We start from the raw sequence: 14,371 nt of genomic DNA on the forward strand, positions 1-14,371 counted from the left end.
AATTATAATAATTATTTTACTTCAAATAAGTACATTATTCGACAAAAGCTTGAACGACCCTGAAAAAGAAAAACCAAGAGCCTCTAGCTCGCTCTCGGTTCGGCATTCTTAGTATTTCGCAGCATAATCCCCGCATCATGAAGCATCCACTCAATGAAGCATCCATAGCCGCTGGTCGGGTCATTGACGAAGACATGAGTTACGGCTCCAATGACTTTTCCGTTTTGAACAATCGGACTGCCGCTCATCCCCTGCACAATGCCACCTGTTTTATCAAGCAGCCGTTGATCCGTAATCTTGATAACCATCCCTTTGGTTGCCGGGAAATCCTGCTTGGCTACGTGGATCACTTCGATATCGAACTTCTCGACTTTTTGCCCGTTGACGACGGTATAGATTTGCGCCGGTCCTTCTTTGACTTCCTCAGCGAACGCTACAGGCAGCGCTTCTTTGATCAGTCCGTGATCAGGCAGCTCCGTCATTTTGCCGAAAATCCCGAAGGACGTATTTTTCTCGATATTCCCTAATACTTTGCTTTCCTTGGAAAATTGAGCCCGCTTCTCGCCCGGTTCGCCATTCTGGCTTTTCGAAATAGATGTGACATTGGAATGGACGATCTCGCCTGAGCCAACTACGATTGGAGTCTGCGTATCCATATCGGTTATGACATGACCCAATGCCCCATAAACGCCTTGATCCGGCGCGTAAAAAGTCAGCGTCCCTACTCCTGCCGCAGAGTCTCTAATATAGAGGCCAAGCCGGTACGCTTTGTCTACGATGTCGTAGGCAGGGTGAATTTGTACGTCAACCAGTTCGTTGTTTCTTTGCACTGTCAAGGTTAGCGGCTTCTTGCTCTGTCCCGCTTCGGCTGCAAGCTCGGAAACCTTGGCAATTTCCTTTAGGGGTTTGCCGTTAATCTTGACGATCAAATCGCCCAGCTGAATTTTTGCGTCTTCGCCCGGAGAAATTTTTTTATCTTCCGCTACCGATACTAAATGATGACCGACAACCAATACGCCTGCCGATTTCAGCTTCACTCCGATGGTTTGCCCTCCGGGAATGACCTTCAAATCGGGTACTACATTCACTTTGACCGTCTTCAGAGGAATTTTACCGAAAAGCTTCAGTTTCATCTCGGCTTGTCCCGCTTTATACGATTCCAGCGATATCGGCTTATGCAGATCTACCTGAAATGAGTGCTTGGTGGAGCCATTGACTTTCAATATTTCCGGATCGTTAACCGTAACTTGCGCACTTACCGGCATGGCTAGCTGCAAGCTGGTCTGTTGTCCGGTAAAGAGCCGAAGCTCTTCAGGAAATGAGGCAAAGCTTTGGAAGGGCGTGGATAAGCTACCCAGACAAACGAAGAAGACGAGCATTAATCCAATCATTCTTTTTCTTTGGTTGGAACTCACGGTGTCACGCTCCCTTGCTTCCTTCGCTTGGCGGCTGTGGTGAACCGCCGCTTGTGTAACTATAAGTTAACCCTGCGCCCACCGTTTTATAACTGAAAATGATGCCACGCCAGTCGGCTTACATCCTTGATTTCTTGTCAAATGCCAAATCGATCATTTCTTGAGCATGCTCCAAAGTTTTGTCCGTTACCTCAACACCGCCCAGCATCCGCGCTAATTCATGAATGCGTCCTTCTAATGTAAGATCGTCAACGCGCGTAAAGGTGCGCTCTCCGACCGTTTCCTTATGGATTCTATAATGTGCGTCAGCCATGCAGGCCACCTGAGGCAGGTGGGTAATCGAGAACACTTGACAGCTGCGGGACAGCTTGGACATTTTCTCCGCAATCGCTTGGGCCGCACGCCCGCTGACCCCCGTATCCACTTCGTCGAAGACGAGGACAGGAATTTGATCCACTCTGGCAAAAATGGACTTCAAAGCCAGCATGATTCTGGAGATCTCACCGCCGGAGGCGATTTTGCTCATGCTGCGCAGCGGCTCTCCGGGATTGGCGGAAATAAGAAACTCGACTTCATCTGCGCCTTCCGTCGTAAGATGATCTTCGCGGTATGTAATTTGAACCTTGAACTGCGTTTTCTCCATATGAAGCTCACGAAGCTCCACTACAATTTCATGTGCCAGCCGCTCCGCAACCGATTGACGCCGGTCCGACAAGCTCTGCGCAAGCTGACGCGCGTGCTGCAGAGCCTGCTGTTCCTTCTTCTGCAGCTCCTGCAGCTTCTCATCCTTATTCTCGATCAGATCGAGCTCCCGGGTTACTTTGTCCAAATACACTAAAATATCGTCGACATTTTCACCATATTTGCGCCGCAGGGTTGCAATCGTATCCAGCCGCTGTTCTATGTAATCCAGTCTTGCAGGATTAAATTCGATTTCATCTCTATAGTCACGGATTTGGTAAGCCGAATCCTCCAGCTGATAATACGCGCCTTGAGCTTGCTCGACCATTGCCTTCAGCTTGTCCGGATCCAGATTGGCGATGTCCTCGAGCTTCTGAATCGCTTTCCGAATCGCATCGAGACCTTTATTGCCGGTATACAGCAAATCGTAGGCATCCGCCGCATGCTGATATAATTTTTCCGCATTGGCTAGTTTACGCTTTTCTTCAAATAATAATTCATCCTCGCCGCTTTTTAATTGCGCAGAAGTGATCTCCTCGACCTGAAACCGGTATAAATCCAGCATTTGCAGTGATTTCTTGCTTGTTTCCTCAAGATCTCTCACGCTTTTGCGAATTTCCGTGTATTCTTGGAATGCAGCCTGGTATTCGTTCTTAGCCGATTCAATCTCTTCTTCACCGAACGTATCGAGCCAGCCAATATGCTCTTCAACTTGAAATAACGATTGATGCTCGTGCTGACCATGAATATTGGCGAGCCATTGACCGACTTCCTTCAGCCCGGACAAATTGATAAGCTGCCCGTTAATGCGGCTTGTGCTTTTGCCTTGGGCCGTAATCTCACGCCGGACGATCAGATGTCCTTCGGAATCGGCTTCGATTCCTAATTGCTCGAGGGAGTTCCATACCGGGTGCCCTTCTTCGATTTGGTACAGCGCTTCAATAAAAGCTTTATCGCTTCCGTATCGAACCAGATCGGCAGAGCCCCGCCCTCCTGCAATAAGGGTCAATGCATCAATAATAATCGATTTCCCTGCGCCGGTTTCCCCTGTCAGCACATGAAACCCTTTGCGAAAATTCAAATGCACCGATTCAATAACAGCTAAATTGCGTATTGTCATTTCAAGCAGCATCGCGATCTCTCCCGTTAACTTAACATGGATAAAATTTGATTGACTACTGTTGCGCTTTGTTCCTTGTTCCTGCAAATAATAAGAATGGTGTCGTCGCCGCAAATCGTCCCCATAATTTCCGGCCACTCAAGGCTGTCGAGCAAAGCGGCAATGGTGTTGGCGGTACCCGGAAGGCTTTTCATCACAACCTGATTTTCGGTATAGTCGATATGAACGAAATGATCGTTCAACGCTCTTTTCAGCCGATGCATCGGATTGTATCTTTGATCCGCCGGAACCGAATATTTGTAGCGGCCGTCGTCCAGCGGCACTTTGATAAGGTGAAGCTCCTTAATATCTCTGGATATGGTTGCCTGAGTCACCGGAAAGCCCGCGTTGCGCAGCTGCTCTACCAGCTCGTCCTGGGTTTCGATTTCGTTATTCGTGATGATTTCACGAATTTTGATGTGGCGTTGGCCTTTCATTATTTACCTCCTAAGGGCTTTTCTGATAAGAAAAGCCGGCATCGTAAGCATAAGCTGAGTTTCCTGTAAGGAAACTTGCGTCGTAAGCATAAGCTGAGTTTTAACTCACTTCATCTTCGTCATGTTCCAAATCCACATGGAATACTATACATTGTACTTTATTTTGCTGCAGATCCAAATAAAGAACACCTGCAGTCTGAGGATACAGCAGCTGATAAATAAGCAGATGATCGCGCACGGCGCTTCCGGTCATTTCCAGTGGTTTGCGTTCCTTGGCCAGCTTGACAGCGTAATACAGCCCGTCACGCTCGGCGAAATAATCGATAAACAGCCGGCTTTGCAGCTCCGCTTCGCCATCGACGGTAATATGCAAGGGTACTCGCTGCTTGCTTCCGGTAACGGTATAGCCTTCCGCCTCCAACAGACGGGTTGCATCATCTTCTGGAACTTCGGTGTATTCCGGCAGCGGGTGTATTCCTTGCTGTACCGTTTCCTTCAAACGCGTGCGTACGTATATAAAAAGCCAGGTTCCCAATACCAATAAAATGAGAAAGACAACGATTCCATCCCCGTTCTGCATGGCCCCCTCACCTCAGCCTTAGTATTCGAGAAAACCGCGCCGATATCCTCCAAATAAAAGAAAAAAACTCATCATCCTGATGAGTTTTGCAGCTTTTGCGCGTCCGCCACCGCTTGGTCGATCCAGCGTTCCATCTCCTGCGCCGAAATGGGCGTTTCATCGGTATTGCAGCGGAAGAAAGCGAGAAACTCGACGTTGCCTTCCCCGCCCTTGATAGGAGAAAAGGTAAGACCTTTCAGCACGTAGCCGTTGTCGGTTGCGAACGTTAAGATCGTTTGCAGCACTTCCTTATGAACGGCAGGCTCCCGCACAACGCCTGTTTTGGGAACCTTCTCCCGCCCTGCTTCGAATTGCGGCTTGATTAATGCCACCACTTCTCCGTTCTCTACAAGAATATTCTTGAGCGGAGGCAAAATCAGCTTCAACGAAATGAACGACACGTCGATGGAAGCAAACGATGGCTGCGGCCCTTTCAAATCGGACGGCTGCATAAACCGAAAGTTCGTCCGCTCCATTACATTGACACGCGAGTCGCTGCGCAGCGACCAGTCCAGCTGGTTGTATCCTACGTCAATCGCATACACATAGGAAGCCCCGTTTTGCAGCGCGCAATCGGTAAACCCGCCGGTAGACGCCCCGATATCGAGCATCGTCACACCGGTCAAATCAATCTCGAACAGCTTAAGCGCCTTCTCCAGCTTCAATCCGCCACGGCTGACATACGGGTGAACGGCTCCTTTAACGACGAGCTTCGCCGTTCTTGGAATCTTCGTCCCCGCCTTATCCATGGGCTCATCGTCTACCAGCACAAGCCCCGCCATGATGGATGCTTTGGCTTTCTCCCGCGATTCGAAAAAGCCTTGCTCTACAAGCAATATATCCAAACGTTCTTTATCTGCCGCCATTAGTTGTTGATCTCACTTTCCGTCCGTCAGGCACGCTGCCGTTTGCGCGGTACAAGCGCTTGAACCTCGGTCACGACACGTTCTACGGTAAGTCCGACCTCCGCACGCTGCTCCGGTACAGAGCCATGCTCTACGAAATAATCGGGTATACCGATAATTTTGACACGCATTCCATGAAGGTTATGATGGGAATAGAACTCAAGCACACCGCTGCCGAAGCCGCCTGCCTGGGCCCCTTCCTCCAATGTAATGATTGGAATGTTCTCCTTCGCCAGCTGAAGCAGCATCGCTTCATCCATTGGCTTGATGAACCTCGCGTTGACAACCCGAAGCTGGAAGCCATCTTTGCTTAGCAGCTCGGCTGCCTCCATAGCGACAGGAATCATCGGTCCAACCGCCAGTACGACGGCGCTGTCACCGTTTCTCAATACTTCCCACGACCCGATAGGAATCACCTTCATCGGCTCATCCATCGATACGCCACTACCGCTAATGCGCGGATAGCGAACCGCAATCGGCCCGTCGTTGAACTCGACCGCTGTCTTGAGCATATGTCGAAGCTCGTTCTCATCCTTTGGCATCATCAAAGTCATGTTAGGAATGCTGCGCAGGAAGGCTATATCGTAAACGCCTTGATGCGTCTCGCCGTCGGGTCCGACAAAGCCGGCACGGTCGATAGCGAAGATCACATTCAGATCAGCGCGGCAAATATCGTGGACCACTTGATCATAAGCTCTTTGAAGGAATGTGGAATAGACTGCAAACACCGGCTTCATGCCTTCGCTTGCCAGCGCAGCGCACAGGGTGGCCGCATGCTGTTCGGCTATGCCTACGTCGAACATCCGGTTCGGGAATTCCTTGGCAAACTTCATCAAGCCGGAGCCGCCCGGCATGGCAGGCGTTACGGCAATCACACGCTGATCTTCCTTGGCCAGCTCGATGATCGAGTTACTGAACACATCTGTGTACATAGGCGGTCCCGCCGATTTCACCATTTTGCCCGACTCGATCTTGTATGGACTTGCGCCATGCCAAGCATGGGAGTCTTCTTCAGCTGGAGAATAGCCCTTACCCTTGAGGGTAAGCACGTGAACCATCACGGGGCCTTCCACCTTTTCCGCCTGCTTAAGCGTCTCCATCAGTACAGGCAAATTATTGCCGTCCACAGGACCAAGGTAAGTAAAGCCCAGCTCTTCGAACAGTACGCCGGACACCACCATATATTTCAGCGAATCTTTGAGCTTCTCCAGTGTTTTCGCCAGAGTGCCTCCGATCGCCGGAATCTTTTTAATCAAATATTCGACTTCTTCCTTCACTTTCACATAGTTCCGGTCGGAGCGAATTTTGCCCAAATAGTTATGAAGCGCCCCTACATTAGGAGCGATGGACATTTCGTTGTCATTCAAAATAACCATCAGATTCTTCTTCTCATGGCCAATGTGATTCATAGCTTCCAAAGCCATACCGCCGGTCAAAGCGCCGTCGCCGATAATGGCAATGACACGGTTCGTTTCACCCTTCATATCGCGCGCAATCGCCATCCCCATCGCTGCGGATAACGATGTGCTGCTGTGACCCGCTTCCCATACGTCATGCTCGCTCTCGGAACGCTTGACAAAGCCGCACATTCCCTTATATTTACGCAGCGTATCGAACTTGTCCATGCGCCCCGTAAACATTTTGTGCACATACGATTGATGTCCCACGTCAAAAATGAATTTATCCTCGGGACTGTTAAACAAATAATGCAATGCAATTGTAAGCTCAACGACACCAAGGTTAGACGAGAGGTGACCGCCAGTAACGGATAGCTTCTCAACAAGAAACTGCCTTGTTTCCGCAGCCAACTGTTCCAGTTGCTCAATTGACAGTTGCTTCAAGTCTTTAGGCTGATTGATTTGTTCGAGCAGCATGCTTGTTCCCTCGCTTTCCTTGATAGATTTTGTCTGTAGCTGATGCCATGGGACCCCCGAAACATTGCTCAAATGATAATATAAAGCTTGCCGTTGCACTTCTTGCGGAACCTTTCATATCCCGGACCTTACTCCTTATTAACCGTTCCCATAGGTATTGCAGTCAATGGGCGGATCGTCTCATAATATTGAACCCATTATAACATACCCGCAAAGAAACGCTCAAACAGAAACCTTACGGCCCATAGGATATGACAAATTCACATGAAGCCTAGTCACCCGCTTGCTTCAATTAGTGATCGCGCTTCATCATGAAATCGGCAATTTGAAGGAGCCGATCCGGATTAGGGAATTTCGCATCCAAAATCGCCTGCTTGCCTTGTTCCGTCAATTGACTTACTTTCTCTCTCGAAGCGTCGATGCCGACGAAGTAAGGGTAAGTGACCTTCTGCTGCTTCTCGTCGCTCTTCACCGGCTTGCCCAGCTTCTCTTCGTCGCCGATCAGATCCAGAATATCGTCCTGAATTTGAAATGCCAGGCCGATCTGCGTTCCGAACCGCTCCAGCGCTTCCAGCTGCTTCGGCGTTGCGCCGGCAATATGCCCGCCTGCTTTTAAAGAGAACACGATCAAATCGCTAGTCTTGTGCAGATGAATATATTCGAGCTGCTCCAGACCTGTAATCCCTTGCTCTCCCAGCATATCCGCCGCCTGGCCGCCTACCATCCCGGTCGCTCCTGCCAGTCTGGAAAGATCTTCTACGATCTCGACGATTCTTTCCGCAGGAACATCATACGAGCGGTACGCCTGAACGATGGAATAAAACGCATGCGTAAGCAATCCGTCTCCTGCCAAAATAGCCATCGCTTCGCCGTATACTTTATGGTTCGTCAGCTTGCCGCGGCGGTAATCGTCGTTATCCATCGCCGGAAGGTCGTCATGAATCAGCGAGTACGTGTGAATCATCTCAACCGCGCAAGCGACGGGAAGAGCGTTCTCCGTGCTGCCGTTCAACGCTTCGACAGTCGCAAGCACCATAATAGGACGCAGCCTTTTGCCGCCGGCTAGTAATGAGTACATCATCGATTCCCGCAGCGGTTCCGGAATATTCCAGATGCCGGGAAACGATTCAGCCAGCTCCTCTTCGATCAATACCGCTTTTTGTTCCAGGTATTCCTTTATGGAAGGGCCTGTGATCATTTCATATCACCTTTCTCGTCGGTTGAAGGGTTGAAGGGCTTTTTGACCAGTCCACCCTCTTCTTCCATCAAAATCTCGATTTTGCGTTCAATCTGCTCCAGCTTTTGACCGCATAGCCTGGACAAATTCATGCCTTCCTGGAACAGCTCGATCGCTTGCTCCAAGGGCACGTCCCCGCTTTCCAGCTGCGCAACGATCTGCTCCAGCTTATCCATAGCCTGCTCGAAGCTAGGCGTCGTTTCCGGTTTTGTCATTTTGCTTCTCCTCCATTGACCACACATGACAATCCACTTGACCATCTGCCAGCCTTACTTTTACAACATCCCCAATTTGTATCTGATGAATGGATTTGATGAGTTGGCGCTCCGTTTCATCGTACACGAGGCTGTAGCCTCGCTGCATAATCTTGAGCGGACTAAGCGCATCCAAATGCCGGATCATCGAGGCCAGCTGCTGCTGCTTGCTCCTCCGCTGCTGCTGCATCGCCTGCTGAAGCTGACGGCCGGCCGCGTCGAGACGCTTCCTCGCATAGATCGTCTGCTCCTTCGGATTGAAGGCCGATAAATGCTTGTCGAGCCTCATCCGTTTCTCCTGGAGCTTCGCGACTTTGCGGCGCAACTGAAAAGCCAGCTGCTCCTTAGTACGGTCGAGACGCTCCATCGGTTGCACTAGCAGCTGCCTTCGCGGATTTAACAGCACCGGCGAGCGCTGTGTGCGCTTCAATCTGTCGCGGCTGCGCTGCAGCTGATTCGTCAAGCCGGCCTGCAGCTGCTGCCTCATATAGGACAGCTGCTGCTTCAGCTCCAGATGGTGAGGAACCGCCAGCTCCGCTGCTGCCGTAGGTGTCGCCGCCCGGAGATCGGCGACGAAATCGGCGATCGTAAAGTCGGTCTCATGCCCGACCGCCGAAATAATCGGAATCGCCGACGCGAACATGGCCCGCGCTACCGCTTCCTCGTTAAACGCCCACAGCTCCTCCAGGGAACCGCCGCCGCGGCCCACGATAAGAACATCCACTTCGTTCCTCTCGTTCATGGCTTGTATCGCCTTGACGATTGAGGGCGCCGCCTGCGTCCCTTGAACCAGCACAGGGTAGAGCAGCACCGGAACGTTCGGATGACGGCGCTGCAGCGTGATCATAATGTCGCGCACGGCTGCGCCGGTCGGCGAAGTTATAACCCCGATCGCCCGCGGAAACCGGGGAATCGTTTTTTTCCTGGAGACGGCAAATAGCCCTTCGGAATCAAGCTTTTTTTTCAGCTGCTCAAAAGCCAAATATAGGCTGCCAATTCCGTCAGGCTGCATCTGTGTTACATAGAACTGATATTGTCCGTCCCGTTCATAGACGGAAATATTTCCGCAGGCAAGCACCTTGGTGCCTTCCCGCGGAATAAAGCCCAGCCTTTGGTTATGCGAGGCGAACATGATACTTTTCAGGCGGCTGTCGGAATCCTTCAATGTGAAATACATATGGCCGCTCGAATGATGCGTGAAGTTCGAGATCTCTCCGCGAACCCATACGTTTTGCAGCACATTGTCGCTTTCCAGCCGCATTTTGATATACCGGTTTAATTCCTTGATCGAAAATACCGTTTTTTGACTCATAGCTTATGCATGGGACTGCGACTGAGCCGCCGCCCGTTTAGCCGCTTCCAGCGTATTTTTTAACAGGACGGTGATCGTCATCGGTCCAACGCAGCCCGGAACAGGCGTAATGTAGCTTGCCGTATCAAGCACATCGTCAAAATCGACGTCGCCCGCCAATTTGCCGGTGTCTAGACGGTTAATGCCAACGTCAACAACGACCGCGCCCGGTTTGACGTGCTCTTTCTTGATCATTTTCGCTTTGCCTACAGCCGCTATCAAAATATCGGCTTGCCGCGTAATTTCAGCCATATTTTGAGTTCTGGAATGAACAACCGTCACCGTTGCATTCTCTCTCAGCAATAAAATGGCCATCGGCTTGCCGACGATATTGCTTCTTCCGATGACTACGGCATGCTTGCCGGCGATGTCCACACCAACATGCTTCAAAATATCGATGACACCCGCGGGAGTACATGGAGCAGGTCCTTCCTTGCCAATCATCAGATTGCCGACGTTAACCGGATGAAAGCAATCCGCGTCTTTTTCAACCGCGATCGCTTCGACAACCTTTTCCTCGGAAATATGCTTCGGAAGCGGCGATTGGACAAGAATTCCGTGAATGTTCCCGCTGCGGTTCAGCTTCTCGATGAGCGCGAGCACTTCCGATTCCGGCGTCTGCTCCGGCAACTTGTGAACCTCGGAGTAAATCCCCGCTTCCTCACATGCCTTTGCTTTATTGCGCACATATACGTGGGATGCCGGATCGTCTCCGACGATAACGACCGCCAAGCCCGGCTGAATGCCTGCCTGAGTCAATTTTGCGACTTCTTCCTTGATCTGGGCCCGGTATGTACTGACGATTTCTTTTCCGTTAATAACTTGCGCTGGCATTGGATGTTCCCCTTTCCATTGTAAGTGGTGCTACTTGCTTTTCGACTTGATTTGCTCGAGTTCCCTGATCATTTTACCGAGCACTCCGTTAACGAATTTGCCCGATTCCTCCGTACCGAAATGCTTGGCCAATTCAATAGCCTCGTTGACGACAACCTTCGGCGGAACATCGTCGCGGTAGATCATTTCGAACGTAGCGAGTCTTAAAATTTCGCGGTCCACCTTCGACAGTCTGTCCATTTGGTAGCCTTTCAGGTAATCCGTGAGCAGCGCGTCGATTTGTGCTTTGTTGGTCGCCGTTCCCGCTACGAGCTCCAAGATGTCTTGAGTCGCGATGCTGTCCTTCTCCTTGGTCAAGTTCGCTTCGTCATCGGTTTGAGCTTCTTCAACCACATGGGCAATCGCTTGCTGTGCGTTCACTTCGTTCATTTCCATTTGGTACAGGCTTTGGAGGGCCAGTTCCCTTGCCAATCTTCTTCTCATTCGTTTTGTTTCCTCCTAAGGGCTTTTCCTAAGGAAAAGCCTACATCGTAAGCACAGGCTGGGCTTTCCTGCAAAGAAAGCATACATCGTAAGCATTGGCTGGGCTTTTCGTAGAAAAGCCTTCTTCGTAAGCTCGGATCATAAGCTTAAACTGAGCAAAAAATCCGGTTATCAAACAAAAAAATCCTTGGATAGAACCAGGGATTTCATCTAAACAATCTCCATTTGTCCATTAACCAACGAAACGTTTCTTCTACGGGAAACGCCGGTTGACCACGATCGACTCTTCTCCCTATATGATAACAAGTATATACGATTAGGACAAAAATTAACATATCCCACAAGCCGCAAATCAAATAGATCAATCCGAGCAGCAAACCGAGCACAGAATAGATGGTTTTGCCTCTGTGTTTTTCCCAAAGCTGTTCCCATAGTTGTTTCCACATCAGGGAGCTCACCTCTATTCCACTCTACTTTTAAAAGTGGGGGATGCTTGTTGAATATTCGCGATAAAAACGGACACTACCGCAACGGGAATGCCGGTAATTTCTTCAATGTGGGTTTTGATGCCGGCCTGCATCTCCTCGGTTAACTGAGGGATGGAGCTTTCGCCGTCGACGATGGCTCTAATAATGATCTCAAGTCCGGCAGGGCTGACTTTGACCCGGGCCTTCAAGTCTTTAACGCCTCGTGAACGTTTCGCTGCTTTCAAAGCGAGGTTCTCGACCGTTTCCATCGAAATGCGAATGTCGCCGAAATCCGTCCGTTGGTCAATGGAAGGAACGTTAGCCTTCCCTCTGCGAAGCGCGACAACCAAGAAGCGGATGCTGATCAGGGCCATTACGATCGTAACGGGGATGAACACAATTGCCGTATCCATGTCGTAGTAAACGTCGTGAATGAAGTTGCCTACGCTTTCCAAAGAAATCCAGCCAAATGAACATACAAGCATTATGATACAGCCAATCAGAACAGCCAGACTAAAAATGAAAAGCAGCAACTTGTCGATGACTTTAATCACAAACCCGGACTCCTTCCGATAGAGCAAACCCCCTTACTTCTTGAAGGGGGTTTGCCAAGTGCGTATTTACGTGTCTACTTGACGCGATTAGGCGTTACTTCCGGCTCTTCCACTTTGTCAGTTCCTTTGAAGATGACGTCGTGAATATGCACATTGACCTGTACTACGCTCAACCCGGTCATAGACTCAATAGCATGCTTAACATTTTGCTGAACGCCGGAAGCGACCTCCGGAATTCTCGTGCCGAATTCGATGACTATGGATACATCAATTGCGGCTTCTCGTTGGCCCACATCCACCTTAACTCCTTTGGACATGTTCTTGCGGCCTAACAGCTCAGCAATACCGCCTGCAAATCCACCGCTCATACCGGCTACGCCAGGCACCTCAATCGTCGCCATGCCGGCAATGATTTCAATAACCTCCGGCGCAATTTGAATTGTGCCTATGTCGGTCTTCTCATAATCGGCAGCAATCATAGTCATTACGGGAACCTCCTTGGAAGTTTTGCAATTGCAAAACATGCTTAGTTGGACACCGGCTCGTCCCAGCCATCCTAATTCGCTTGATGCGAGACGAGTAACAGTGCTTACTTAATGCATATGCATCATTTTTGCAAAACTTGTCTTATCGAATACTATACCATTATCGTAAAAAGATGACAAATTAAGGTTTCTCGCCCGCAACCTGGCGGTATGGAAAACCGAATTTATCCACGTTTTACGATTCGGGATCGTTCACATCGTGCTCTTCCAAAAACTTGATATCGAAGTCGCCCGCGATAAATTTCTTATGCTCCATCAGCTTCAGATGGAACGGGATCGTGGAGTGAATGCCTTCGATGGTAAACTCCGACAGAGCGCGCTTCATTCGAAGAATCGCTTCGTCCCGGTCTTTCCCCCATACGATCAGCTTGGCGATCATCGAATCGTAATGCGGCGAAATCGTATATCCCGGATACGCAGCACTGTCGACACGGACGCCAAAACCGCCTGGCGGCAAATAAAACTGGATTTGACCGGCGGACGGCATGAAATTGCGCGTAGAATCCTCCGCATTGATCCGGCACTCGATAGCCCAGCCGTTGATCTGCACTTCGTCCTGGGTGAACGACAGCGGCTCCCCTTCGGCTACGTGAATCATTTCCTTGATGATGTCGATACCTGTAATCAACTCGGTTACCGGATGCTCGACCTGGATACGCGTATTCATCTCCATGAAGTAGAACTTTCCGTCAGGTCCGAGAAGAAACTCAAGCGTACCCGCACCGGAATAATTGACTGCCAGCGCGGCGCGAACAGCGGCTTCGCCCATGGCCTGACGAATTTCCGGCGTCAGAATAGGGCAAGGCGCTTCTTCGACCAGCTTTTGGCGCCGGCGCTGTATGGAGCAATCTCTCTCTCCGAGATGAACGACATTGCCGTGCTTATCCGCCAAAATCTGAATCTCAACATGCTTCATGCCGGTCAAATATTTCTCTAAATAAACGCCCGAATTGCCGAAAGCTTTTTGCGCTTCCTGCTGCGCGGTCGTAATTTGCTGAATGAGCATTTCTTCGTTCTCGGCGATGCGGATTCCTTTGCCTCCGCCTCCGGCGGTTGCTTTGATAATGACAGGATAGCCGATCTCACGACCAAGGCGGATCGCTTCCTCCATATCCTCCACCAGGCCGTCCGATCCCGGAATTACAGGAACGTTAGCTTCTTTCATCGTCTGCTTAGCCACGGACTTGTCACCCATGCGGCTGATCGCATCGGCCGACGGCCCGATGAACGTAATGTTGCAGCTTTCGCAAATATCGGCGAAATCGGCGTTCTCAGCCAAAAAGCCGTACCCCGGATGGATCGCATCCGTCTCGGTCAAGGTCGCTACGCTTAAAATGTTCGTCAAATTAAGGTAGCTGTCTTTGGAAAGCGTCGGTCCGATACAATAGGCTTCGTCTGCCAATCGGACATGCAGTGCGTCACGGTCGGCCTCGGAATAGACGGCAACCGTAGAGATGCCCAGTTCCTGGCATGCTCGAATGATTCTTACGGCTATTTCGCCTCGGTTGGCGATCAATATTTTTTGAAACTTCAATTTATTTTCTCCTCCTGAGAGC

Annotated in this window: 15 protein-coding genes; all 15 read right to left on the reverse strand. The window is 50.3% G+C overall.

The annotated features are described in order from the left end of the window. Positions 1-83: 83 nt before the first annotated feature. Positions 84-1,415, reverse strand: coding sequence for a SpoIVB peptidase (gene spoIVB, locus ACFQ88_RS29850; RefSeq protein WP_379460074.1), 1,332 nt, complete (start codon positions 1,413-1,415; stop codon positions 84-86). A gap of 118 nt (positions 1,416-1,533) precedes the next feature. Next, positions 1,534-3,228 (reverse strand): DNA repair protein RecN, encoded by a 1,695-nt coding sequence (gene recN / locus ACFQ88_RS29855; protein WP_379460076.1) that lies wholly within the window; start codon positions 3,226-3,228, stop codon positions 1,534-1,536. Positions 3,229-3,242: 14 nt separating this feature from the next. Beyond that, positions 3,243-3,692, reverse strand: coding sequence for a transcriptional regulator AhrC/ArgR (gene ahrC / locus ACFQ88_RS29860; RefSeq protein ID WP_275590472.1), 450 nt, complete (start codon positions 3,690-3,692; stop codon positions 3,243-3,245). A gap of 100 nt (positions 3,693-3,792) precedes the next feature. Further along, entirely contained in the window at positions 3,793-4,272 is a 480-nt protein-coding gene (locus ACFQ88_RS29865) for a hypothetical protein (protein WP_239634293.1), read from the reverse strand. Positions 4,273-4,343: 71 nt separating this feature from the next. Continuing rightward, complete coding sequence (locus tag ACFQ88_RS29870) at positions 4,344-5,177, reverse strand: TlyA family RNA methyltransferase (RefSeq protein WP_379460079.1); 834 nt, start codon at positions 5,175-5,177, stop codon at positions 4,344-4,346. A 26-nt stretch (positions 5,178-5,203) separates the two neighbouring features. Continuing rightward, positions 5,204-7,090: a 1-deoxy-D-xylulose-5-phosphate synthase gene (gene dxs / locus ACFQ88_RS29875; protein WP_379460081.1), complete on the reverse strand. Its 1,887-nt coding sequence runs from the start codon at positions 7,088-7,090 to the stop codon at positions 5,204-5,206. 292 nt (positions 7,091-7,382) lie between these two features. Further along, positions 7,383-8,288 (reverse strand): polyprenyl synthetase family protein, encoded by a 906-nt coding sequence (locus ACFQ88_RS29880; RefSeq protein WP_379460083.1) that lies wholly within the window; start codon positions 8,286-8,288, stop codon positions 7,383-7,385. Next, complete coding sequence (xseB, locus tag ACFQ88_RS29885) at positions 8,285-8,542, reverse strand: exodeoxyribonuclease VII small subunit (RefSeq protein ID WP_239634289.1); 258 nt, start codon at positions 8,540-8,542, stop codon at positions 8,285-8,287. Before xseB ends, ACFQ88_RS29880 begins: the two co-directional genes overlap by 4 nt. Continuing rightward, positions 8,517-9,893 (reverse strand): exodeoxyribonuclease VII large subunit, encoded by a 1,377-nt coding sequence (gene xseA, locus ACFQ88_RS29890; RefSeq protein WP_379460085.1) that lies wholly within the window; start codon positions 9,891-9,893, stop codon positions 8,517-8,519. Before xseA ends, xseB begins: the two co-directional genes overlap by 26 nt. A 3-nt stretch (positions 9,894-9,896) precedes the next feature. Then, entirely contained in the window at positions 9,897-10,766 is an 870-nt protein-coding gene (gene folD, locus ACFQ88_RS29895) for a bifunctional methylenetetrahydrofolate dehydrogenase/methenyltetrahydrofolate cyclohydrolase FolD (protein WP_379460087.1), read from the reverse strand. A gap of 30 nt (positions 10,767-10,796) precedes the next feature. Then, positions 10,797-11,249 carry a transcription antitermination factor NusB gene (gene nusB / locus ACFQ88_RS29900; RefSeq protein WP_239634286.1) on the reverse strand — a complete coding sequence of 151 codons (453 nt, stop codon included), beginning with the start codon at positions 11,247-11,249 and terminating at the stop codon, positions 10,797-10,799. Between the two features lie 206 nt (positions 11,250-11,455). Further along, entirely contained in the window at positions 11,456-11,695 is a 240-nt protein-coding gene (locus ACFQ88_RS29905) for a DUF2273 domain-containing protein (RefSeq protein WP_239634285.1), read from the reverse strand. A 14-nt stretch (positions 11,696-11,709) separates the two neighbouring features. After that, positions 11,710-12,270: an alkaline shock response membrane anchor protein AmaP gene (amaP, locus tag ACFQ88_RS29910; protein ID WP_239634284.1), complete on the reverse strand. Its 561-nt coding sequence runs from the start codon at positions 12,268-12,270 to the stop codon at positions 11,710-11,712. A 74-nt stretch (positions 12,271-12,344) separates the two neighbouring features. Then, positions 12,345-12,755 (reverse strand): Asp23/Gls24 family envelope stress response protein, encoded by a 411-nt coding sequence (locus ACFQ88_RS29915; RefSeq protein ID WP_239634283.1) that lies wholly within the window; start codon positions 12,753-12,755, stop codon positions 12,345-12,347. 235 nt (positions 12,756-12,990) lie between these two features. After that, positions 12,991-14,349 carry an acetyl-CoA carboxylase biotin carboxylase subunit gene (accC, locus tag ACFQ88_RS29920; protein WP_379460091.1) on the reverse strand — a complete coding sequence of 453 codons (1,359 nt, stop codon included), beginning with the start codon at positions 14,347-14,349 and terminating at the stop codon, positions 12,991-12,993. Positions 14,350-14,371: the final 22 nt, after the last annotated feature.

Origin of the sequence: Paenibacillus sp. NPDC056579 (genome assembly GCF_042793215.1) — a bacterium.
Lineage (GTDB): Bacteria > Bacillota > Bacilli > Paenibacillales > NBRC-103111 > Paenibacillus_S.